We start from the raw sequence: 20066 nt of genomic DNA on the forward strand, positions 1-20066 counted from the left end.
GCAGAGGATATTATGTAGACACTGTAGGAAAAAATGCGAAGAAAATTCAAGAGTATATTCAGAATCAGTTAAAAGAAGATTTAGAATATGATCAAATGACACTGAAGGAATATGTAGACCCGTTTACGGGTGAGCCGGTAAAGCAAAACAAATAAAAAGAGCCCATGGGGCTCAGTAGGGAAATGATGTTGCGGCTGGCGAACCTTTCGACGAGTCTTTAGACTCAGTGCCGGTAATATGCCCTTATAGGGCAAGAGCAAACCACCGGCTAAGCCGGTGGTGCTGATTGCGACATATTTTAAAACAGAGTATAATCGATAGCGTAAAGATCATTATTATCTCCGATGGTACATGTTATGAAGTAGTCCGTGGTGTATTTACTAGAGGTCATGCATAGACTAAGTCTAATATGCTGTCGGAAGTAAAGATATAATGGTATTGTGTATAATGTAAACCTTACGAAACTATCTGGGGACTTTCATTCTAGTTGATTTCCGGAGAAAGTAATGATAAACCTTCGGTGCGTAAGTTATTGTTTCGAAGCTTTACACATATTTTTATTAGAGTGTTTTGGATTCAAAGCACTTTATTAACTATGTGTGTAAAGTCTGAAGTCTGACCCGTTAGTCTGTGCATACATAGTGTACAGGCTTTTTTATTTTGGGTCAGGTTTGGAGGTGAGCATATGAAGATTAACAAGAAGAATGCATTCAAGTTGTGGGAGAAAAATTACGGTGATGCAAGATTTGCAGAGGATTTCCATGGATATTTAATGTGTAGAGATGGATATGGTAACCCAAACTTCTTTATTAAAGAGGATGGAGAAGCAATATATTGTGGTTGGAATATCCATCATATTCTTCCGAAAAATTGTGGTGGAACAAATGCAATTAGCAATTTAACATGTACTAATATTGCTACGAATGATGAGGCCGCGGATAAGATTACATTCTGGATTGATGATTGCCTCTATCAAGTTCAAAGAACTTGTGATGGTCATGGGATTTTTCAATTAAATTAACGGAGGTAGATGATTATGGACAGATTTGATTATACGGACGGAGATTTCTGTATGGATATGGGCGGTGGTATGATGATGGATATACAAGGCCATATGATGCAGGATATGGGCGGAGGAATGGCAATGGATATGGAATCCGGTGAGATGCATATTGTTGATAACAATAGTTCATTTGGAAGCACCTTTGATGATGAAGACTAAAATTACATATGTTTACTGTAGGTTACGGCTGTGCTAGGCTATTCCTGCCGGAAGGCTCCGATTTCTTAGGGCAAATTGCTTTGAGAGTCGGGGCCTTTCTTTATGCCTTCTTGCACAGCCACGGGTCCCTGCAGTCAACATATGAGAGATTATTGGAGATGGTTTATTAGCTTCTGGTCCATTGGACCAGAAGTGGGTGATGTCTAAGTGATATCATTTGCTGATGTCAGACTGATATCAGAGAAAATGTGTTAGGGATTAGATAGGGATACCCTAAAGCGGGCGACATAGGAGCACGGAAATTTCTGCCTAAAGGGTTGTAACTTTAGGCGTATCCTGTTAATCACTCTATAGAATGCCCCACGGAAGAACCGAATTTTCTGTGGAATATCCGAAACCGTTGATTTTGCTGGCTCGGATTAACCGAACCCCTTAGTTTGATAAGCAAGAAAAATGAATATGATTTTTAAAGCAGAGATTATCCGAAACGGTGGATATTTCAGATAATCCGAAGATGCAGGTATTGAAGAAAGTGTTCTTTGATACCTGCTTTTTTAATGTCCATTTAGTAATGAGCTCAAAACCACCCCAAATGTAATACAAAGGATTACCCGAAGGGAGGAAAGAATCATGGGTAGAACAAGGAAACTATTGGGCACGCTGGATACATACATGGATTTCTATTCATATGTATCAAAAGGAAAACGCAGTTCTCAGGATGTAACGAAATACTTGCAGTCTAAAAAGAAGGGCGCAAGTACTATCTCCGATCATTTAAAAACAGCCCGGGATGGGAAATTGATGTACATCTCATTTGAAGATGAAACATTTAGCCTTGATTGTGGAGGTCTGGCGCAAGAGCTTATGTCAGTGATATCCCAATTAAACTTGGATGTTTATATCGCTGAAAAGAAAGGTAAACCAGAAGATTCAATTCCCTCTGTTACATCGGCAAACTCTCCCCAATTTGAAGAAATGAACAAGAAACTGAATGCTGCGAATAACAAGAACAAAAAGCTACAGGCAGACTTGAAAAAGAAGGATGAGGAGATTGCTGGGTTACAGAAGAAGATACAGCAGGTTCTTTGCGAATCTATCTTTACTGAAATGAATAAGAAGATATTGGTTCCGGGAACGTTGGTTTCTAATCCAGTGGAAGTGCTGGCACGGGATATCTTTAATGAATGCGCTGACAAAGATGTGAAAAGGGAATCTGCCAGCTTATATGAGACAAAGGTTGAAGTGAAGAAAGAGCTTACAGAAAAGAACGTTATCCAACATGTATGTAATCAGTTCAAGGATAGCGGTGTGTACAAAAAGTTTTTTGGCAAGAAAGAGGCGAATCCACAATTTGAGAATGTAAAGCAAAAATCCGACAGAGAGAAAGCGATTGCACTTTTACTTGCAAATGAAGAGATGGATAACCAGACCAAGCTTTCTACATATGCGCTTTGGTATTTCCATGATGATCCTGAGATGGAGGAGCTTCTTACATATGCAGGGGATTACGGCATTAATGCTAATTACGTTATTCGAATCCTGGAACAGCCGGGAGAAAGGAACTATAGAACAATTCGAGCATTCTTGAAACAGGCCATGTCAGCGAGTGAGGCACATATCAAACGCAGGACAGTGCAAGAACTTCTTTGTGGGGATTGGCAGGCTGTGGCTAAATATCGCGGAAAAATGTGTCATTTCAAATTGGTGCCGGTGGAGGAGATACGAGCCTTCAGAAATCTTCTTTTGAAGTATGACCAGGGGAATGCGACATGTATGGCATGTCAGATGATTACTTCTGGTCCAATGGACCAGAAGTTGATTCAGGATGGCGGTGAGTTAAATACGCCTCAAATAGAAGTGCCTAGTTTTGTGCATGAAGCAGATGGCGATGTGGATATTCATGTTGCTATAGATGAGAGCTTGGCGATGAATGATTTTGCGGAGACGGAGGTGAAGGCAGATGAGTAATAAAAAGGTACATCTTTCTTTGTCGGATGAAGAGGTGGCGAAATTCGACATGCTGAGGAATGAGCTTGGAATGAATAGGTCGCAGTTTTTTTGTTATTTGATGTCCGGAGAAAGAAAGAAAATCCCGGATGTGGTGAAACAAAGAAATCTTATATCGAAGCTTTCAGATATAGATTTGCACCTTCGTCATATATGCCTAAAGGAAGGTATGGATGCAGGAGATGTTTTATATGTGCATGAGGCCATTAAAGATTTAAGGTCTGCACTTAATATCACTTCTGGTCCAATGGACCAGAAGTTGGGAGGAGGTGATAAGAGTGAAAAAGAATAAGTCAAACCGTGAAGAAAAAATGAGTGAGATTCAGGAACGCCTGATGAACGGAACAAAGGAAATCTATGAGAGTGGGAAATGGGCTGAGTATATATCAGTAATGTCAAAGTTTCCAAATTACAGCATCAATAACTGCATCCTTATTGCATCACAATGTCCGCACGCAAGCTACGTATGCGGATACAAAAAGTGGAATGAGTTTAATAGGAATGTATTAAAGGGTGAATCCGGAATCATGATTTTTGCTCCTATAAAAGGAAAGGTAGAAGTAGAAGAACCAAAGTTTGATGAGAAGAATCAGCCTGTATTAAACGATGATGGGACTCAGACTACAGAAAAAGTAACGAGGGAATATAAATCATTTCGTCCATGCTATGTCTTTGATCTTTCGCAGACGGAAGGGGAACCGTTACCGACGCTGGCTTCCAGATTGGAGGGCGGAGTTGAGGATTATGAAAAACTAAAAGAGGTTCTTATTTCAATCAGTCCGGTTCCTATCACGTTTGAAGAGGTGCCAGGTTCTGCGAATGGTTTCTATTCTCCAACAGAAATGAGGATTGTAGTTCAAGATGGAATGCCTGAGCTACAGACAATAAAAACGATGCTTCATGAAATATCTCATGCAACTTATGGACATGGAGGTAAAGATGACAAATGGGATAAGCAGAGCAAGGAAATTCAAGCAGAGAGTACAGCATTTTGGGTTGCCGGGATGCTTGGGCTTGATACTGGTGATTACAGTTTTGGTTACATTACCGGTTGGAGCAAAGATCGGGAAGTGTCAGAACTCAAGGAGAATCTGGAGCTTATAAAGAATACGGCAAATGATTTGGTAACGAAGATTGATGAAAAACTTGCTGAATATGAAACAAAGCAAGAGATGGAAGTTCAGGTTGAAGCTAATGAGCAGGTCCATCCTAAGAAAAAAAGTAGATAAATTTTCAGGTCGGTTTAGTAATGAGCTTAAAACCACCCCAAATGTAATGTGTAGGAACAAATCCAATAAAAAATATAAGGAGGAAAAACTTATGGGTTATGTAACCAACAAGAATGTAGTCGTTGACTACGAAAAGAATGCTAACAACAGAGCAGCAGTTTTAGCATACGACACACTTATTGCTGCAAAGAAAAATAAGGATAGAAAGGAGAAGAAACATGCTTAATTTTTCTGAATTTCAGGACTATGTGAAGATGACAATTCCGGAGCGATTACCGGAAGAGTACCAGGGCGCACAGATCCGCTCACATGAAGTTGAAAAGAACAATGGTCTTGTGCTTCATGGGATTACCGTAACTCCGGAGGATAGCAACATTGCTCCGAACATTTATCTCGATGGGTACTTTAAGCAGTACGAAGAGGGTAAGGATTTAGACGAGGTGTTAGATCAGATTACTCATACGGTGGTTGAACATATCAAAGCTCCGGAGGAATTTAGCAACGTTGCAGAGAAGTTCCAGGACTTTGATTTTGTAAAGAACAATGTGGTTATGGTTGCTGTGAATACAGAGCGTAACGCAAAGTTGCTTTCGCAGGTTCCTCATCATGAGATAGAAGACTTGTCTTTGATCTATAAGGTAATGCTCGGACGTGACAGCGAAGGAACTGCTACTATCACAATTCGCAATGAGCATATGGCTATGTGGGGAGTAACCGCAGATGAACTTCATGAGCTTGCAGTGGCAAATACCAAGGAGATTCTTCCTATTACCATCCAGTCCATGAACGAAGTCATGAGAGAGATGTTTGGAAAAGACGGTATGCCTGCAGAGATGGCTGATGTGATGTTTGAGGAAATGCCTCCTACACAGCAGATGTATGTTATCTCTAATGCAGCAAAAGTCAATGGAGCAGCTTCTATGTTTTATGAGGATGCACTTTCCGAGCTTTCTAAGAAGGTTGGAACTGACCTTTATATTTTGCCTTCATCTGTGCATGAAGTAATTGCGGTAAGTACGGAAATGGGAACACCGGAGGCTTTGTCAGAGATGGTAAGAGAGGTCAATGGAACTCAGGTTTCTGAAGAAGAGCAGCTTTCAGATCATGTATATCGTTTTGATGCAGCCAAGAGAACCTTATCTCTTGCGGATACAACGATGGAGGAACTTAAGAAGGCAGCAGGCGCAGAGAACCTGTCAGTAGAACCGGCAACTGAGGGTAGCCGTCCTCGTCATACACACAGATAGGAGGCAGTGTTATGCAGGTATCAGAAGTAAGACTTAATTTAATCAATACCGACAATGCGGTAAAGGCAATCGGTAGCTTTGCACTTGATGGTGCATTTGCAGTTCGTGGGGTAAGAGTTATGGAGGATAAGAATGGCTACAATTTTGTGGCCTTCCCTTCCAGAGCAAAGGCGGATGGAACCTATGAGGATTTAGCTTTCCCACTTAGCAAGGATTTATATGCACATATTACAGGAGCAATTCTTGATGAATATAAGGTTCAGGTGGAAAAGCAGGCGCAGGAGCAGAATCAGGCCCAGGAGGCTTCACAGGAAGCGACCCAGACAGAGGGCGCGAGCGAAGCAAAACCTACTCCGAAGCGCGGAAAGGGCAGATAAGGAGGAATGCTTTATGCAGGTAACAGAAGTTAGACTCAAAAAGGCTGATTCCTCGGATAGCTGTAAGGCATATGGAAGTATCACACTCGATGGAGATTTTGTGGTATGCGGAATCAGGGTTTTGGAGCGTAAGGATGATGGACAGCTTTTTGTAGGTTTCCCTTCGAGAGAGACCCAGAATGGCGAATATAAAGATATTTGTTTCCCTATGGCACAGACCTTAAGAGAAGATATTACCATGCAGGTTTTATCACAGTATGAAAAGCTGGCATAACAGTTGGGACCGTCCGTTTGGGCGGTCCTTTTTTAGGAGGAGCCTATGGCAAAAGGAATTGTTGTTAAGGTATGGAATGTGAAAGCTGGTGGTGGGACAAGAAGTGCTGCTTCACAGATATCGGATTCGATTGATTATATTGAGAACCCGGAAAAGACGGGAATACCACTTAATATCACAAGTGAAAGCCAGCTGGGAAATGAGCTTACTTACGTTACGAATGAGGTGAAAACGGCAGCAGGCCTTTATGTTGGGTGTAGGCACATAACTGATATTAGCCATGCAACAGATGAAATGATGCAGGTAAAACAGTTTTATGGAAAGCTGGATGGCAGAGTGGCGACACATGGAATAGTTTCACTCGATGCTTCTGAATCTGATCCAAGGAATGCAGGAAAACTGATGGAGCTATTAAACGAGCTGATGGAGAAAGTGTTTCCCGAAAATCAGGTTGTATATGCCGTTCATACAAACACGGAGAATCTACATATCCATTTCATTATCAACACGGTGGGGTTAGACGGAAAGAAGATTCATATGGACAAGATGTTTATGCGTCAGGTCATGGAAGTAGAAGTTAATAACCTTGCAGAAAAATATGGCTTTACACCAAATGAGGCTTGGAGAAAGGAAAAAACTAAGGATCCGCTGACCTTTCCTCAAAGAAAGATAATGCTAAGAAATCTGGTTGATATAGCAATTGAACAAACGGATGAATTTGACGCTTTTGTAGCTTATCTAAGAAATGAAGGTCTTACGGTAAATGTAGGAAGAAACATTACGCTTCAATCGGATGAGATGCCATTTGCACTGCGAAGTGGGCAACTTGGTGATAATTATTCTATATCAGCAATTAAGAAAAGGCTGGATTCAAAATATGATCCGTTTAAACCGGTGGTAGCAGGTGATTATTATGCATCTGTTATGCCAGAAGAGATGGTCAATATAGTGCCTAAGAAGATGAAGGCATATGAAGATATGACAAAGGAAGAAAAGGTTGAGGCGGTGCATCTTTTACGCCTTGGCAGAAATCCGTGGAGCGAAGCCAGATGGGACAATTGGCAGATGCAGAAAATGGCTGACGAGCTTAAGAACGTAGGATATGTGTATAAGCTTGTAAGACATTATTCCGGTGGTACAGATCAGTCTAGTACAGCCCTTAAGAAGATAATCGAATATAGACAACAGATTTCTGTGGAACGTAAAGAGGTTCGTGGTCTTATGAAGGAATACAAGCCGATTATCAGCATCTATCAGGAAATGAAGCAGTACATGGTTCGTGCCTGTCTTTATGATGTATATGGCTATAGCGAATTTAAAGATGACTTTGAGAAATATAAAGAGCTTTGTCATCGTCTTGAAGTTGGCTATGGAAAGAGTGTTGATGAAGTCGCAGAGCTTGTTTTTGAACTAAATACAAAGTACGAATACCTAAAGGCTCAAGATAAGGAATTAAATGCACAATATAAAGCAATTAAAGGCTTTATAGACAATGGAAAGCTAAAGGCCGTCTCTGATGATTTTTCATTCTTTCATGCCGTGGGACATAGTAACGCAGTATATGAAGCAAGGCAGTTTGGTATTTATGCGAGTGATATGAAATACATCATCCCTGAAAAGGGCGATGTAAAAATCCGGGTTGTAACAAGACCGGCAATGAAGGATGGGAAGCCAACAGTTGAAACAGTGCTTACCGTAATTGATAAGGAAGGACATGAAGGAGCGGATATTTCTTCTCTCTCGATGTCGGAGAAAGAGTTTAACAAAAGAATTCACGAAATTCAGACAGAGCATCACATTAAAAAATGTGAGATTTCCAGAAAAAATATTATAGAAAATGTACGGCGAGTTTAGTAATGAGCATTTTTCCACCCCAAATGTATTACAGGAGGTGAGAAAAAATGCATTTAAATTACAAGCCGGCAAGTGATGGCAGGCTTAAAGATGAGTCTGCCATTTATCATGTGGATTCAAATTATCAGGTGGAAAAACTGTCGAAGCTCTTTCTATCTCTAAAGGCGAATGTATGTGATCTGAATCCAGCACTTGTGACCAAGTGTATCACCGGAACGGAGCAGGATTTTTTAATGATCATGAACCGTGCAAGTGATTACTTAAGCAGAGTACAGCCTAATATGCCTGAGACAACCAGAAAACAATTATTGGATATGTTTTGTGAAGCGGTATTTGGGTATTATGTGCTGACGTCATTGATTCTCTCAAAGGAAGTGTCTGATATCAAGATCTTAGCCTATGACCATATTGTTGTGAAAGCAAATGGACAGCGATACTTGACGGATATCAGCTTTTATTCTGAGGAGGATTATCGCACCTGGTATGACAGAATCCTTCGTATTCACAGATTAGGAAAGACGGAAGAATATGCCTTAAATCATTGCACGGATAGAAAAGGCGTGGATGAGTTCTATTTAAGAATTGATGTGCAGCTATCTTGCATAACATCCACCGAGATTAATAACCTGCATATTCGTAAGATGCCTAAGGAAAAGCTTTCTTGGGAGTATCTGAAGGAAAATGGGATGTTGGATGATTCAGCTATGGAGTACTTGAAGGATAGGATTCTTTCTGGGTATGGATTTTTAATATCCGGTCGAGGTGGCTCCGGTAAGTCAACTCTTCTTAATAACATGCTGGATTGGATTCCTTTTGATGAGTCGGTGCTAGTTTCTCAGGAGTCAGATGAGCTTTATTCCAATGTGCATCCTCAGATACAGTTCGAGCACACTATGACGGTTCGTAAGAATGATGTGGTGACGGATTATACTTTGGAAGATGAGCTTAGACTTGGACTTTTGCAAGACATAGATAATTTCGTTATTGGCGAGATTAAAGGTGGAGAAGCACTCCATGTGTTTACCACTGCCATGAGTACCGGAGCAAGATTTTTTGGGACCATTCATAGTAATGATGCCAGAACAAGCGTTAGAAGACTTGTGCAGTGTGCAAGGTATGTCAGTGATTATCCAATGGAAACGTTAGAGGAAATGCTTTCAGCTATGCCGTTTGTGCTGATCCATATGAGTCGATTCTCAATTGATGAGATTGTGGAGATTGATGGATGGGATGCTAAGGCAGGCAAGCTTATTTTTAGTGAAGTGTATAGAAAGGAGCAGAAATGATAATGCAGGAGATAGCACTTATTGTATCAGCGGTAATTACTGCAGCGTTTATGTTGATGTGCCTGACTACGGATTTAAGAGAACGAATGATTTATGTATTTCCGTGCTATTTACTTATTCCGCTTTGGATGATGGTTGGAGTAGCTTCATCGGAAAAGGCCGTGATGATAGGGATTATCCTTGTAATTCATATTATGGCTTATCTGCTATTCCGTATAACCGGGATATGGGGTGATGGAGACAGCGATATCTTTCTTTTATATGGGGTGGTATTTATGTCCTTCATGACGCAGATAAGACCGGAGTGCGGAATCGGACTTTATATAGTTGCAGAACTAATCGGAATGGTTGTGGCACTATTCACATCGTTTTTAATTGGGGTTGTTGAGGCTCTGATAAAAAAGAGGAAGCTTACAAAGAATAGCTCCATAGCAGTGGTTCCGGGATTTTCCATAGTCATTATTGCCATGATAGCAGGATTGATATTTGGGAGGTAGTACATGAGAGAAGAAACGATTTTACGACAGATGCTTCCTGAAATGGTGCAGATTATCAATGCAATTCCTGGAGAGGCGTATTCGAACAAGGAAGCAGAAACGCTTTTGATTATGCAACATAGGTTGCCTGATAGTGAGCTAAAAAAGCAGCTTGAATCTTATAACAGCATTTTTGCAAAGCAGGGCGGAGCAGACATTGAGGATATTACAAAAAGCAGTGTGGCCTATATAAAGTTAAAGATTCTTCTTGAAGCGGAGCTTACGGAATTTGATGCCAAGAGTTACCGGGATCTTATTAAGGAGTGCAAAGCCAATATTGATAAAACGACTAATATTCTCAGGCTTTCAAAAACACATATGCTGACAGCTGATGATTATCAGAAAGAGCGTATCGAAAAGACAGCGAAGAAGAATGAAGCATTCATCGAAGCCTTACAGACTGTAATTTCTTATGTTGAGCAGAAGATAGAGCGGATGCCGAAGTCATTGGAGCTACCTGAGAAGGATTTTGATTTCGCAGATGAAGAAATAAATCAGGAGAAGCCTAAAGAAAAGAAGGTTGATTCTGAAACAAAAGTTACAGTTACTGAGCGTATTCAGAAATTTATTTCGTCCGGTAAGGAAAAGCGGGAAATTGATGAACGGCTAAAAGATGCGGAAAAGGAAGGGGCAGGAACAAGATGTAAGGAGATTCCTTATTATGAGAAATCGCTTGCTCCAACTGAAGTATTGGTTTGTAAGGATTTTGAATGCTACAGCCTTATAAAGAAGCGTGAAAATGTCTACTTTGGCTTGTCTAAAAATCTTAAGAATAAGATTTATGACAACAAGGATGGGAGCTTGATTGAACTTACAGAGATTACGGATGATTTTCTGCAGTTTATGACTACGGATATATTGTCTGATGAATTTGAATTACACGCCTTTTCGGAGGAAGAAAAACTTGGCATGCAGATGTATTTCAATTTCGTATCAAAGTGTTTTGAAAATCATATCGGAACAACGCTCACAGTAGCAGAATATCTCGCTTTTAAGAGGTATTACAACAGACTGGTAAGTGAGGTTATGAGGCTGGAGGCTGAGAAGCACAAGGATTATTACAGGGCACTGCCTATTGCAGAGCAGTATATGGAGATCATGGCATCATATGACATGGTTCAAAGTAAGAGTAAACGTGAAGTTGTTGAAGATATCATTTCAAACGAAGTAGGCGGTTATTTGGATAATCTGAGGCTTATTGTGGAGCATCATATCGTAGATGAAAAAGCAAAACAAGACATGTCACATCTTATTGAGGAGATTCAGTTCTTTAGGGATGAGAATCATTTTAAAGATAGGGATGAAGGGCAGCAGGCTAAGACATCAGAAAATCTCATGCAGATTCAGCCGACGGGATTTATTCCGCAGATACCTATGTATCAGCCGGGAACTGCACCGTTTATTGGAAATATGTATTTTACGCTTCAATGTCTGGATGAAAACAAGCGTGTAGTGGATGAAGCATACTTTGCCACAGCGAATATGCCTCAGGCTATGGAGGATTACAGAAGCAGAAATGCGTATATTAAAAGATTTGGTTTAGTACAAGATGGACGGTTTGTACCGTTACTTAGTTCAGAAGGAGGAACTTACGATGAAGAATAATTCGATTTTTATGATGTTTCTAGTGGTCTTAGCAATCACAGTTGTTTTGGCGTTAATTGTTAGGGTTTGTGTTATCGACAAGCATGTTAAAGATGAAGTTACAGATGGGAAAGGTTCCGTTCAACCTGCAATTTTAAAGGAAAAGGTAGAAGTTATCTCTGATGATGCTTGGAAAGAATACGAAAATGCTGACAAACTTGTGGTGGAGCTTGTGGAGAGAACCACCATTGAGTCCGAGAAAGGCTCTGAGACAGAGTATGACAGATATATCGTTTCAGATGTTGACCTGAAAAACCAGGCGGATGATACCAGAGATTATCACGATGCACTTATGGATAGTGATGGGGATATCGGAGAAGGCACACGGGTATCGTTTGAAGATGTATTAGGTATTAATTACAAAGGCTCTAATGGTAAAGAGATATACCAAAGTTTATTAAAGAAATATGGATTTTCCAGTGATTTTAATGATGTGTTATTTGATGATGAGACAAATAAAATGACAGGGCAGAATCTATATATTTATGAGAATAAGTGTGATGTAATCGATTATCTATTGAAAGGCGAGCTTTATAGCGAGATTGTAGATAGCAAGGTATGTTATCAGCTCGAAGATAAGGAGACAGGGACAAAATTGCCGGAATATTTTTCTGCGAGCGTAAGCTTTAAAAATGGAGATCAGGTAGTAACAAAGAACTTGTATGTATCTGTATCCATAGAAAAGACGGATGGAGGAAAGGAGGATAGTAATGCGTAGAATTATCAAATTTTTGTTTAGTCTCGTTGTAGTGTTGGGACTAATGTTATCGTTTTCGACCACAGCTTTTGCGGATGATATTGGTGATACCGGTGGTACGGACGGTGGTGGATCAGGAACCAATGTCTATACGTTTTATTACTCTTATGATTCCTCAAAAGATGCTATTGTTTTGACAGTAAATTGTTTGCGACCAATTAATGATTTTGGGAACAGTACCAGTCACACATTTAGCAGTGCTTCGGATAGTACGTATATCCCTTCAAGTAATCCGAGGCTGGGTTCATCTTTGGAGAGTGCCATTTCTGCAATGAATTCGGCAGGTGGATATGAACTTAATATAAGTGATGTAAAGGCCAAACTGAATAATCTTGGATATTATGATGGGGGTAATGGTATTTGGAGAAGGTCTGGAGGATATTTGACCTATATTGATGCTAAAAAGATTCGCCCTACCAAGCACACTGTTCATTATGATGCCAATGGTGGAACCGGTGCTCCAGCTGATCAGACAAAGAAGCAGGACGTGACATTGACGCTTAGGACGAAAAAGCCGACAAGAACCGGATGGACGTTTAAATATTGGATTGCAAGTATTGGTGGACATTATAATCCAGGCGGTGCCTATACGCATGATCAGGATGGCGGTGTGGTTACAATGAAGGCATATTGGAAGGATGAGACAGCTCCTTCATTCGGAAGTTTTTATGCTATTCCTAATTATTGGAGTGCAGGTAATGGAACAATAGGCTTTTCAGTGCAAGACGAAGGCAGTGGAATTACATCTATTGTGTTGGAACGTTATTCGTATGTAACTAGAGGGTGGAGTACCTTTAGAACATGGAGCTATAGTGGGACAAAATCTTTGATTTCAAAAACACTTACAGAAAGCAGTGAAGGAGTGTTTAAGTACCGACTTACCGTAACAGATAAAGAAGGTAACTCAGCATCTCGAACATCAGATACAATCTATCTAGATCACAGTAATCCTGTACTTTATGGAATGGAGACTACTAATACGGAGTGGACAAATGTAGCACCTGTGATAAATGTTAGAGCGACAGATTACCTGTTTGGAACGACATATACAGGCTCAGACTTGGCAGGCATAGAAATTTTTAATGATTCCGGAAGGTGTGTATCAGATGGAGTTCATAATGCTATGTATACTTTGCAGCCACGAGATGAAGGTATTCATACGTGGAGAATTGTCGCAACGGATAATGTAGGCCATTCTACGACTACGTATATAACTACAAAGTATGACATTACAAAGCCGGGAATTGATGGAACGGAGATTACTTATGTATTGCCGGATGGTACTTATGTTTCGGGATATTGCCAGGACAATATTATCAACCAGCATATAGATGATGAGACATGGCGAAGTAGTAATAATCCAAATGTAAGCTCAGGCCTAAAGAGTGTGATTCTGTACCGCGTAACTGGAGGTAATAAGCAGGCTATTTGGTCTGATCAGACAAGAGCAACCTTCGGATCAAGCAATACGCATAGTGCATTCAATATGTATTATGAGATTCAGCGAACAGAGAGGACTGCCAGCTATTATGAAATAGTAGTATCTGATTACGCTGGGAATATTACACGAAAAAAGCTTACGAGTCAGTATAGTCTGCTTACTTGGTTTCATACCAGTATAGATCGAAGTAGTTATAACAAGTAAGGGGGTGTTTTATATGAGTGATTTAGTTACTCTTTCGGTATATGAATGCAGTGAGTTTCATTCTATGGGCGAAGTACATGAAGGAATTAAGTCTGTTGATGAGGCAATAAGAGTCTGGAATAGTATTCCTTCTTCTAGGATGAATGGCATAAAATCTATAGCTATTGTTTTGGGAGAAGGATGGGATGCGACTGAATTTGAAGCTGTTATTGGAAAAACAATGGATTTGGAGATGCTTAGGTATTATTCAGATATCGCATCAAATCAAAAAGCAATATCTATGTTTAAGGAGTTGCAAGAGAAGATACCAAATCTTGAAGTGGTTGGAGAGATACCAGTGCAACAAGATGTTAATATTGTAAGAACGAGGCATCATAGATAGATGCTACTATGGAGGAAAATCAATTCACAAAATATTGTGAAATTATATTCGTAGCCTCAGAAAGCTAATGTTTTCTGAGGCTTTTTGACTAGAGTTTATAATTTGTTCGATAGAATGTTCATTCAGCCTCAAATATAATAATTTGAGGCAAAAGGAGGGAATAATAATGCTGAAAAGTATGAGAAATCGAATTATTGCAGGGGCAGTTGCACTAGTAGTTTTGATTGCTGTTCTTGTGACTGTTGTTATTTGCAATAAAAGAAGTAAAAAAATTATAGCTGGGAAAGCGTTGATAGATCAGTATTATACCGAGTATATCGATTCAAAAAAGAAAAGCGATAAATATGACAGCTATAAGAGAATGTGCCAAGATAAAGAAATAGTACAGTTAGTAGATAGGTATAATGAGGTTAAATCATACTTGACTGAAACAAAAAACAAAGTTCAGGAAGAAATATCAACATACTATGAAAAAAAGTTCAAAGCCCTAGAAGAGATAAGTGATAAAGAAAAAAGCTTAGATAAGGTAAAGTCTTTTAATAGTACGATTGATGATTTAATCGCTGAGGTCAAAAAAGATCCTATTTTAAAAAAGAAAAAGAAGAATAGTTTGATTGCGAAGCTAAAAAAGTCTTCAATTAATATGAAATCTTTTTATGAAAAAACAAATAAAGAGTATCAAGCTACCTATGACTCCATAGTGAACAATGTAGCAGATTCAAATGAAGCAATCAATAAAATGAATGAGTTACTAAGTACAATTCCGGATGTCGAAGAATATAAAGATATTAGGGGAAAAATTGCTACGTATATTGGTGAGCATAGTAACTCGGGCAAAGCATCTGATAATAGTGGAAATACGGCTAATACATCGGCTAATAATAAGAAGAATAGCAAAAATACTGCAGGTAGAGCCGAGTATTCACCTAACCAGACCTCAAATCAACATGTTTACCCAACGACAGCAGATCTTGTTCCAGCTTCTGTATTAGAGGCAAGAAAAGCACAGTTGCAAGCCCAGTATCCGGGATTTTCAGTTTCTTTATTTGAATTTCCACAGTTAGCTAACTGTAATACATCTTGGGAATTAACCAAACCTATGAGTTTATCTACTACTACGCCAACTAATTATCTTAGCCGAGCGGATAATGGGGTTACATATTATTTACCGCAGGAACTCATTAATACAGGTCATCGTTTTGTATTGCATGATGGTAGCAGCGGTATATATAAATGGGTCGATCATAATACAAATATTAGCTATTTAATTAATGATCAAGGAAATATTTATGAAGCTTGGTTACTGATACATGAAACACTGTAGCTTATATATGTGAGAACATTTAAAACAGAGTTCCCCCTGGGAGATGGGAAGGGGGCTAGGGGGTAGGAATGGTACCATGAATAAAAGACTAATCCACCAGATAAAACCCATCTGAATCACAATTTCACAACGAAAATAGATGAGAAATCTTCGGAAACATAAAAAATTTCCGGAGATTTTTTTATTTGATTTAGTAATGAGCAAAAAACCACCCCAAATGTATTGTGAAGGTAAAAAAGAGAGTTTACGACACCTTCAAAAATACAAGGAAAGGAGAAAGTTGTTCATGAACAAATTGGTTTCAAAAATCGACATGGCAGTTATGAAGGCAAAAATGGCATTCATGGAGAAGAAAGAGGCAAGCGACCAGCTCATTGTAATGTTCATCATTATCGCAGTGGCAGCAGGTATCGCGGGACTTCTTTACATCTTCGCAACAGGCACATTGCTTCCAAACTTCCAGGAAAAACTTACGAACCTGATTAACAACTGGTTCAATCATTCATAAGGAGGGCGTATGACCAAAGGTGAAAGAGCCATCGTCAGAGAAGAAAGACGATTGGAAAAAGAAAGAAAACGCCGTATCGAACTAGCAAACAAAATGCTCATCCCAACGGGTGGAAAAACCCGAGAAAGTTTAGCACTCATCTCGTTTGACCCAAGCGGAGTATTCCGTTTTGAGGGAGACAGATGGCTTAAAGTATTTGAGATAAGTGGAGCAGGGAAAAGTTTGGTAGATGCGGCGGGAAGTCTTTTTGGGCGGATCCGCATCACCTTTACCTTAAGTGAAAGTGGCAGGGAAACCTGCCATTTATCACTTATGGAAGAAGGCGAGATTTATGAGGAAGTACGCCAGAAGATGACAGAGGATGAAAACAAGTTACAGGGTGTTTGTCAGATGCATGCGTTAAGCGTTGATGAGGTTATGAACCTTGTAGCTACAAATTTTTATCAGGATATTCGGTTCTCATATGCATCATTTGTACGTGCAAAAAAGGATTGGAAGAAGGAATGCTTTTTTGACTGTACAGAAGATGCTGCAGGCTTTAATGCCGGCAGATTATTTGGTGAAAGTTTTACGGTATTGGCATTCCCAGAGGATATGGAAGAAGGAATCCTTACACATGTAAGAAATCTGGGATGCCCGATGTATGTAAGCTTTGATCTAAATGCTTTGTCTGAAGAGGAAAAGCTGAATTTCAAAAGAGAACTAGAGAAGAAGTATAACAGAAGACTTTCTGTTAATGAGTCTGAGGAATATATCAATCTATCCTTATCAATCACGATTCTTTGTGATTCTAAAGATGCGAGAGAGATTGTAGAGGAGACATTGATCTCAGTCTTCTTAAAATATGGGGTTTTGATTGCTCCGAGCTTTCATAACCAGAAAAGAGTAATGGAAAGTGCATTAAGTCTTGGTCTTACAGATGAGATCTTGATGCGAAATGTAAGAGTAAATGTAGCAGAGAGATTGATTGGAGGTGAACAGGATGGAGATGCCAAAGTCGAAGTACGATCAGACGAAGCAGAATGATACACCGAGAGTGGCGGAGCTTACTTCGGTTCAGGATGTAATTTCGATTGTCAGTATTGATGATTCAGGAATATTTGAATTGCCGGGGAAGAAGTTTTCCAAACTGTATGCCTTAAGTGATATCAATTTTGCAGGCGTTACGGATGAGGAGCAAAAGAGCATCATCATCAATTTTTCAAAGGTTTTAAAGGCGATTCCTTGTAGGTTTTCCTATACGGTAGCCAATGAACATGTCGATGAGAGAGCTTTTCATGAAAAGGTTCTCTATCCATTGAAGGGTGATAAGTATGATCCACTACGAAAGTCCTATAACAAAATCATCGCCGACAAGGTGAGTGATGCAAAGCAGGGCCTTTATCAGACCATATATCTTACGCTCACGATTAAAGCAGAAGATATGCAGGATGCAAAAAGCACATTTTCATCTATGGAAAGTGCTATCCGTTCCGCTTTTATAGGAATCGGAGTAAATGGTATCCAGGGGTCGGTAATGAGAAGTGTTGGAATAAATGAAAGAATGCAGCTTTTATTTAACCTGATGCACGCAGGGATTGACCATCATTATCAGTTTGATTTTGAAAGGGAACTTAAGAGCAGACATGACTGGTTGAATATCATCTCTCCGGCCTCCATTTGTTTCGAAAATGAGGGATTTACAATTAACGGTCAGATTGGACGCATCTATTTCGTAGATGAGTATCCGAAGAGCTTAGAAAGCGATATTATAGCTGCTCTCACGAAGATGAACTGTACCAGCTTTGTGACCGTAGCCAATGAACTCTTAGATATTTCCGGTTTCAAACAGGAGATAGCGAGAAAGTATATGGCAGTCGGAATGAAGATTGAAAACGAAAAGCAGAGGAATCGTAACAACAACGATTATCTTGCGGATGCTTCGGCAAAGCTGTTAAACGAAAAGGATAAGCTAGATGCGTTTTCAAAGAAACTTGATACAGATGATGACCATTATTTTAATAGCACAATGTTGATTTATATCCAAACAAAGGATGAAGAGGAGCTGACGCAGATTGAGGAGAAGCTTATGAACGCGGCTTCCTTAAAGTCGGTAAAGCTTAAAACCTGTTTTGGAAAGCAAAGGGAAGCTCTTAATTCTGTTTTGCCACTTGGTATACAGGAGTTTAAGAGGGTGGTGAATCTGTCGAGCTCCTGCCTTGCAATGCTGATGCCGTTTAAGACACAGGAGCTTAACGATGAAAACGGCATTTATTACGGTATCAATCAGCTTTCGCAGAACGTAATATTTGCTGATAAGAAGCTTCTTAAGAACCATAACGGACTTATTTTAGGACAGTCCGGTTCCGGAAAGTCAGTGTTTTCCAAGTCTGAGATTATCAGTACTTTTGTAAATTATGAAGGAGACCAGATTATCATTATTGATCCACAGTCTGAGTATGGAAGTCTTGCAAAAGAGGTAGATGGTACCGTGATATCTTTTGATAGCACAAAGGAATACTACTTAAATCCGATGGATGTGGATTTTGAAGGTGTAGATTACGGAAGGCTTCAGGAGATTGTTGCGGAGAAGGCAGATTTTATATTGACGCTTTTATCCAGTTGCCTTCGAAGAGATATCTTGCCGGAAGAGCAGGGCATTATCGACAAGGTAATTGATAAGGTTTATTCCGAGAACTTTGCTATGAGAAAGAGGCTTAATGGAATTGAAGATGCAAAGGGAGAATATGAGATACCGGCATATCTTAGAGCAGATACCAAAGGAATGCTTGATACAACATCACTTTCTAATGAAGAGCAGATAAAAGCATATTCTCCGACTTTGCAGGATGTGTACCAAGGACTTAAGGATTATGGAAATGATTTAGGACTTCATTTGGCAGCAGCGATGGAGATCTTTGTAAATGGTTCACTGAATTTGTTTAATCATAGGACAAATGTGGACTTACACAATCGCTTTATCGTGTTTGATTTGTCAGGCCTTAAGGATAATCTTCGTGTGACATCCATGCTTATCATGATGGAAACGGTAAGAAGTTCTATCAAGGCAAATGCGACAAAGGGCAGATGGACACATCTTTATATTGATGAGTTCCATGAGCTTTTAGGCGTGGAACAGGTGGCAAACTTTGTATTAAAGCTGTGGAAGGAAATACGTAAGATGAGTGGCATCTTAAATGGCATCACACAGAATATGTCAGACCTCCTTAACAATGAAAATGGAGGAAAGCTTCAGGCGATTCTTTCCAACACGGAGTATTTTGCATTGCTTAGTCAGTCCACACTGGATAAGAACAAGCTCATGGAGTTTTTGCCAAGCATCAGTCCGGCAATGTTTAATTTCGTTGACAATGCGGATTCAGGAACCGGGCTACTTCGCATGGGAGCGGTAACAGTTCCATTTGATATGAAGATGAGTACGGAAAGTGAGATTTATCGAATTGTAAATACAGATGGAGGTGGCTATGGAGTTTAATGCATCTGGAACGGTCTTCGCAAAGAAAGACTAACTATTAAAAGTCAAGTTAAAAAATGATATTTTTTGATTAAAGTGCAGAAATGCATTTTAGATATATTTTGAACTCAGTTGGAGTTCTATGAACCTTGAAAACTGCATGACAAAAAGAGCATCTATGTAGGTGCTCAAAAAAGGAGTATTGAATTAGAAAAAGTTAAGATGCTTTAATGTATTGCTGATTTGTTTTTTCGAGATGATAAATGACTCGTACTAGCTTTTTTACAGCGTGAGATAGAGCAACATTATAATGTTTACCT

At 39.6% G+C, this 20066-nt stretch carries 20 protein-coding genes and 1 pseudogene; all 21 read left to right on the forward strand.

Annotated elements, in window-relative coordinates; translation table 11 throughout:
- Window positions 1–155: pseudogene (locus tag BMY79_RS10645) on the forward strand (IS200/IS605 family transposase); the annotation flags it as partial.
- Between the two features lie 530 nt (window positions 156–685).
- Window positions 686–1021, forward strand: coding sequence for a hypothetical protein (locus BMY79_RS10650; protein ID WP_074730929.1), 336 nt, complete (start codon window positions 686–688; stop codon window positions 1019–1021).
- Window positions 1022–1036: 15 nt separating this feature from the next.
- A complete protein-coding gene (locus BMY79_RS10655) occupies window positions 1037–1222 on the forward strand; it encodes a hypothetical protein (protein ID WP_083383557.1) in 186 nt (61 codons plus the stop codon).
- 630 nt (window positions 1223–1852) lie between these two features.
- Window positions 1853–3190 (forward strand): hypothetical protein, encoded by a 1338-nt coding sequence (locus tag BMY79_RS10660; RefSeq protein WP_074730931.1) that lies wholly within the window; start codon window positions 1853–1855, stop codon window positions 3188–3190.
- The gene (locus BMY79_RS10665; protein WP_074730932.1) at window positions 3183–3521 is read left to right on the forward strand and encodes a hypothetical protein; all 339 of its coding nucleotides are present in this window, start codon (window positions 3183–3185) and stop codon (window positions 3519–3521) included. The genes BMY79_RS10660 and BMY79_RS10665 overlap by 8 nt, the downstream gene beginning before the upstream one ends.
- Window positions 3508–4458, forward strand: coding sequence for an ArdC-like ssDNA-binding domain-containing protein (locus tag BMY79_RS10670; protein WP_074730933.1), 951 nt, complete (start codon window positions 3508–3510; stop codon window positions 4456–4458). The genes BMY79_RS10665 and BMY79_RS10670 overlap by 14 nt, the downstream gene beginning before the upstream one ends.
- Window positions 4459–4549: 91 nt before the next feature.
- Window positions 4550–4684, forward strand: coding sequence for a hypothetical protein (locus BMY79_RS12480; protein ID WP_278320628.1), 135 nt, complete (start codon window positions 4550–4552; stop codon window positions 4682–4684).
- Window positions 4677–5705 carry a DUF5688 family protein gene (locus tag BMY79_RS10675; protein WP_074730934.1) on the forward strand — a complete coding sequence of 343 codons (1029 nt, stop codon included), beginning with the start codon at window positions 4677–4679 and terminating at the stop codon, window positions 5703–5705. Before BMY79_RS12480 ends, BMY79_RS10675 begins: the two co-directional genes overlap by 8 nt.
- A gap of 11 nt (window positions 5706–5716) precedes the next feature.
- On the forward strand, window positions 5717–6082 hold the full coding sequence (locus BMY79_RS10680) for a SpoVG family protein (protein ID WP_074730935.1): 366 nt from the start codon (window positions 5717–5719) through the stop codon (window positions 6080–6082).
- 13 nt (window positions 6083–6095) lie between these two features.
- On the forward strand, window positions 6096–6356 hold the full coding sequence (locus BMY79_RS12215; protein ID WP_074730936.1) for a SpoVG family protein: 261 nt from the start codon (window positions 6096–6098) through the stop codon (window positions 6354–6356).
- Window positions 6357–6401: 45 nt separating this feature from the next.
- Complete coding sequence (locus BMY79_RS10690) at window positions 6402–8210, forward strand: relaxase/mobilization nuclease domain-containing protein (RefSeq protein ID WP_074730937.1); 1809 nt, start codon at window positions 6402–6404, stop codon at window positions 8208–8210.
- 47 nt (window positions 8211–8257) lie between these two features.
- Window positions 8258–9496 carry an ATPase, T2SS/T4P/T4SS family gene (locus BMY79_RS10695; protein WP_074730938.1) on the forward strand — a complete coding sequence of 413 codons (1239 nt, stop codon included), beginning with the start codon at window positions 8258–8260 and terminating at the stop codon, window positions 9494–9496.
- Window positions 9493–9993: a hypothetical protein gene (locus BMY79_RS10700; protein ID WP_074730939.1), complete on the forward strand. Its 501-nt coding sequence runs from the start codon at window positions 9493–9495 to the stop codon at window positions 9991–9993. The genes BMY79_RS10695 and BMY79_RS10700 overlap by 4 nt, the downstream gene beginning before the upstream one ends.
- A gap of 3 nt (window positions 9994–9996) precedes the next feature.
- Window positions 9997–11637 (forward strand): hypothetical protein, encoded by a 1641-nt coding sequence (locus BMY79_RS10705; protein WP_074730940.1) that lies wholly within the window; start codon window positions 9997–9999, stop codon window positions 11635–11637.
- Complete coding sequence (locus BMY79_RS10710; protein ID WP_074730941.1) at window positions 11627–12394, forward strand: hypothetical protein; 768 nt, start codon at window positions 11627–11629, stop codon at window positions 12392–12394. Before BMY79_RS10705 ends, BMY79_RS10710 begins: the two co-directional genes overlap by 11 nt.
- A 310-nt stretch (window positions 12395–12704) precedes the next feature.
- Window positions 12705–14078: an InlB B-repeat-containing protein gene (locus tag BMY79_RS10715; protein ID WP_242941502.1), complete on the forward strand. Its 1374-nt coding sequence runs from the start codon at window positions 12705–12707 to the stop codon at window positions 14076–14078.
- A gap of 64 nt (window positions 14079–14142) precedes the next feature.
- Window positions 14143–14460, forward strand: a complete 318-nt coding sequence (locus BMY79_RS10720; protein WP_143065852.1) for a hypothetical protein — start codon at window positions 14143–14145, stop codon at window positions 14458–14460.
- Window positions 14461–14626: 166 nt separating this feature from the next.
- Window positions 14627–15784, forward strand: coding sequence for a hypothetical protein (locus tag BMY79_RS10725; protein WP_074730944.1), 1158 nt, complete (start codon window positions 14627–14629; stop codon window positions 15782–15784).
- A 286-nt stretch (window positions 15785–16070) separates the two neighbouring features.
- Window positions 16071–16292, forward strand: coding sequence for a hypothetical protein (locus BMY79_RS10730; protein ID WP_074730945.1), 222 nt, complete (start codon window positions 16071–16073; stop codon window positions 16290–16292).
- A 9-nt stretch (window positions 16293–16301) separates the two neighbouring features.
- Window positions 16302–17318 carry a hypothetical protein gene (locus tag BMY79_RS10735; RefSeq protein WP_074730946.1) on the forward strand — a complete coding sequence of 339 codons (1017 nt, stop codon included), beginning with the start codon at window positions 16302–16304 and terminating at the stop codon, window positions 17316–17318.
- The gene (locus BMY79_RS10740; protein WP_074730947.1) at window positions 17275–19767 is read left to right on the forward strand and encodes a VirB4-like conjugal transfer ATPase, CD1110 family; all 2493 of its coding nucleotides are present in this window, start codon (window positions 17275–17277) and stop codon (window positions 19765–19767) included. Before BMY79_RS10735 ends, BMY79_RS10740 begins: the two co-directional genes overlap by 44 nt.
- The last annotated feature ends 299 nt before the right edge of the window (window positions 19768–20066 follow it).

The sequence above is a fragment of the Lachnobacterium bovis genome (assembly GCF_900111325.1).
Classification (GTDB): Bacteria; Bacillota; Clostridia; order Lachnospirales; family Lachnospiraceae; genus Roseburia; species Roseburia bovis_A.

Coding starts and splice junctions, on each gene's coding strand:
- BMY79_RS10650 (WP_074730929.1), top strand. CDS start 686: ATGAAGATTAACAAGAAGAATGCATTCAAGTTGTGGGAGAAAAATTAC.
- BMY79_RS10705 (WP_074730940.1), top strand. CDS start 9,997: ATGAGAGAAGAAACGATTTTACGACAGATGCTTCCTGAAATGGTGCAG.
- BMY79_RS10700 (WP_074730939.1), top strand. CDS start 9,493: ATGATAATGCAGGAGATAGCACTTATTGTATCAGCGGTAATTACTGCA.
- BMY79_RS12215 (WP_074730936.1), top strand. CDS start 6,096: ATGCAGGTAACAGAAGTTAGACTCAAAAAGGCTGATTCCTCGGATAGC.
- BMY79_RS10710 (WP_074730941.1), top strand. CDS start 11,627: ATGAAGAATAATTCGATTTTTATGATGTTTCTAGTGGTCTTAGCAATC.
- BMY79_RS10730 (WP_074730945.1), top strand. CDS start 16,071: ATGAACAAATTGGTTTCAAAAATCGACATGGCAGTTATGAAGGCAAAA.
- BMY79_RS10695 (WP_074730938.1), top strand. CDS start 8,258: ATGCATTTAAATTACAAGCCGGCAAGTGATGGCAGGCTTAAAGATGAG.
- BMY79_RS10665 (WP_074730932.1), top strand. CDS start 3,183: ATGAGTAATAAAAAGGTACATCTTTCTTTGTCGGATGAAGAGGTGGCG.
- BMY79_RS10740 (WP_074730947.1), top strand. CDS start 17,275: ATGGAGATGCCAAAGTCGAAGTACGATCAGACGAAGCAGAATGATACA.
- BMY79_RS10655 (WP_083383557.1), top strand. CDS start 1,037: ATGGACAGATTTGATTATACGGACGGAGATTTCTGTATGGATATGGGC.
- BMY79_RS10735 (WP_074730946.1), top strand. CDS start 16,302: ATGACCAAAGGTGAAAGAGCCATCGTCAGAGAAGAAAGACGATTGGAA.
- BMY79_RS10675 (WP_074730934.1), top strand. CDS start 4,677: ATGCTTAATTTTTCTGAATTTCAGGACTATGTGAAGATGACAATTCCG.
- BMY79_RS10725 (WP_074730944.1), top strand. CDS start 14,627: ATGCTGAAAAGTATGAGAAATCGAATTATTGCAGGGGCAGTTGCACTA.
- BMY79_RS10690 (WP_074730937.1), top strand. CDS start 6,402: ATGGCAAAAGGAATTGTTGTTAAGGTATGGAATGTGAAAGCTGGTGGT.
- BMY79_RS10660 (WP_074730931.1), top strand. CDS start 1,853: ATGGGTAGAACAAGGAAACTATTGGGCACGCTGGATACATACATGGAT.
- BMY79_RS10680 (WP_074730935.1), top strand. CDS start 5,717: ATGCAGGTATCAGAAGTAAGACTTAATTTAATCAATACCGACAATGCG.
- BMY79_RS10720 (WP_143065852.1), top strand. CDS start 14,143: ATGGGCGAAGTACATGAAGGAATTAAGTCTGTTGATGAGGCAATAAGA.
- BMY79_RS12480 (WP_278320628.1), top strand. CDS start 4,550: ATGGGTTATGTAACCAACAAGAATGTAGTCGTTGACTACGAAAAGAAT.
- BMY79_RS10715 (WP_242941502.1), top strand. CDS start 12,705: ATGAATTCGGCAGGTGGATATGAACTTAATATAAGTGATGTAAAGGCC.